The organism is Polaromonas sp. P3_C2 (assembly GCF_056402675.1).
Genome location: NZ_JBFUGX010000651.1, coordinates 1 through 2,282, shown reverse-complemented (window position 1 = coordinate 2,282; position 2,282 = coordinate 1). Strand labels below are relative to the sequence as shown.

Annotated in this window: 3 protein-coding genes; 1 reads left to right on the top strand and 2 read right to left on the bottom strand. The window is 62.0% G+C overall.

Annotation, left to right across the window (positions count from 1 at the left end):
• On the top strand, nucleotides 1–436 hold a 436-nt coding region (locus tag AC1DWI_RS20270; RefSeq protein WP_477725586.1), incomplete at its 5' end, for a hypothetical protein.
• Nucleotides 437–799: 363 nt separating this feature from the next.
• Here the strand turns inward: AC1DWI_RS20270 and AC1DWI_RS20265 are convergent.
• Nucleotides 800–1,108 (bottom strand): plasmid stabilization protein, encoded by a 309-nt coding sequence (locus tag AC1DWI_RS20265; protein ID WP_477670904.1) that lies wholly within the window; start codon nucleotides 1,106–1,108, stop codon nucleotides 800–802.
• Between the two features lie 149 nt (nucleotides 1,109–1,257).
• On the bottom strand, nucleotides 1,258–2,148 hold the full coding sequence (locus tag AC1DWI_RS20260; RefSeq protein WP_477670903.1) for a LysR substrate-binding domain-containing protein: 891 nt from the start codon (nucleotides 2,146–2,148) through the stop codon (nucleotides 1,258–1,260).
• Nucleotides 2,149–2,282: the final 134 nt, after the last annotated feature.

Here is a 2,282-nt window from a genome sequence, read left to right as displayed (position 1 = left end):
GCACACCGCATCGATCGCGCTGGTGGCCGGCGCGGTGGCAGGGGGCGTGGCGCTGGATCGCTTCACCTTGCAGGTCCTGGCAGGCGGCCTGCTGGCCGCCTTCGCCGTGGTTCACCTGTCGGGCCGCGCACCCAGGGCGGCGCGCGCGCCGGCGGGGCATGCCGGGCTGGCGCTCTGGTCTTTCATGATGTCCACCGCGCACGGCGCCGGCTTGATGCTGGTGCCGGCCCTGATTCCATTGTGCGCAGGGGAGGCATCGGTCGCAGGGTTAACCGGATCAGGACCGCTGGCGCTGGCCCTCGCGGCGGTAAGCGTTCATACCGCCGCGATGCTTGCCGTTGCCGGTCTGGTTGCCACCGGGGTTTGCCATGGTGTTGATGCCGGTGCCCGTGTGATCAACGCTCGCAAGCGGGTACGGCCTCCGGCGCAGCGCTGATGGTGATGTGGCTGCGCGAAGCGCTGGCCAGGATCCGCAGGCTGCCATGGCCGAGGTAGTTGCTGCTTCCACTGTCTGGGTGTTGTTTGATTTTTGCTATCTTTTCTATAGCTGCTCGCGCAGATTCCTATTGGGCTTGAACGCGATTTGATGCCCGAAACAGGCAAAAAAACGGCAGTTTTTGAGCGTTTCGATGTTTTTTCCTCTGCCCAAGCGTCTTTTTGGGTGCCTTGAGAGCCCGTTTTTAAGGGTAATTTAGCTCGTTGAGGCAATGTGGATGGGCGCGAGCAGCTATCAAAACAATAGCGATTTCACGGCGCCTCGTGCAGCCATTGCGCCCGCTGGCAGCTTGATCCGCAGGCGCTATTTCCTGGCCGCATTCCGCTTGCGGGTGGCGGCAGCCTTTTTGGCAGAAGCTGACCGCTCTTGCGCCGTGCGGGAGGCTGCTGCTGCGCCGCCAAGGCGCCCGCCTTTTCGGGACGGTGCATGGTTTTCGGCCTTGCCGCGGCCCGAGCCCGACTTTTTGCCGCCGCCGGTTTCCTTGTTGACGGTGGCCCAGGCGCGGCGCTCGGCTTCTTCCTTGCCGACGCCGCGGTCTTCGTAGCCTTCTTCAATGTGTTCAGCCTTGCGCTTTTGCTTGTCGCTGTAGGCAGATTTGTCGCCTCTGGGCATGTCGGTTCTCCTTGGCTGGGTTTTCTTCGCCGTGATCGCTGTGATGGCGAGAGCTTGAAAATACTGCACCGGGGCAGGGCGCTTCGCGCGCGGCATTCCCGAAAAAAGGTCGGTGATCTCCTACACGGCGCGGCGCTTCGCTGCCGGTCTCAAGAAGGCGCGGCGTTCAGTTCATCCATCAGCCACTGCGCAAACTGCTGCGTCTCCGGGGCGGCATTGGGCGCAAGGCCAAAATAGTGGCGACCCAGCGCCATCCGCAATTCCGGCAAGGGGCTTATCAACCGTCCCGCCGCCATGTCATGGGTAATTTGCGATACCGGCGCCAAGGCAAAACCCAACCCGTCGACGGCGGCCTGAAGCACAAAGTGCAAATGATCAAATTGCAGGCAACTGGCTGGATTCAACTCTGGCGCGTTCACCTGCTTTTTCCAGTTCTCCCAATCGTGGCTGCGCGATTTGGATAACAGCAAGACATGGGACGCCAAAGAGTGCGGGCCGGTGACGGGGCGGCTGGCAAACAATGCGGGCGACCCAACAACAAGAACTTCGTCCTCCAGAAATGGATGAATCTGCATCGCCGGCGGCCACCCCCTGGTGCTCCGCCGGATGGCCAGATCGAACTCATCTACCGCTTTGTCCGGCGGCAAGGTGCTGGTCATCACCTGCGGTTCGATGTCAGGGTGCTTCGCCACGAACGCTGACAACCTTGGAATCAGCCAGCGCACCGCGAACGTGGGCCGGACGTTGATCTTGACGGCGCGCAATGGCGTTCCACCCCTGAGTGATTCGGCGGCTGCGCCAATCTGCTCGAGTGCGGGGCCCACTTGCGTATGGAACTGATGGCCGGCTGCCGTCAGAAGAACTTGCCGTGTTTTTCGCTCGAACAGGTCCACGCCGAGATAGGTTTCTAGCACCTTGATCTGGCGGCTGATGGCGCCGTGCGTTACATGCAATTCCAGGGCAGCCCGGCTGAAACTCTGATGGCGCGCCGCCGCAGCGAAAGCGCGGACCGCGTTCAACGGGGGCAGGCGAGGCAACATGCGTGCAATTTTCTCACACGTGCCGCGCACTAATATCGTTTGTCGGGAGAGGCGGCCCTGCGCACCATACAAGCCATGCAACAGATCACGGCTTCTGCTTCCGACCGCAACTCGCGCCATGCCGCCATGGTGCT

Coding starts and splice junctions, on each gene's coding strand:
- AC1DWI_RS20265 (WP_477670904.1), bottom strand. CDS start 1,108: ATGCCCAGAGGCGACAAATCTGCCTACAGCGACAAGCAAAAGCGCAAG.
- AC1DWI_RS20260 (WP_477670903.1), bottom strand. CDS start 2,148: ATGTTGCCTCGCCTGCCCCCGTTGAACGCGGTCCGCGCTTTCGCTGCG.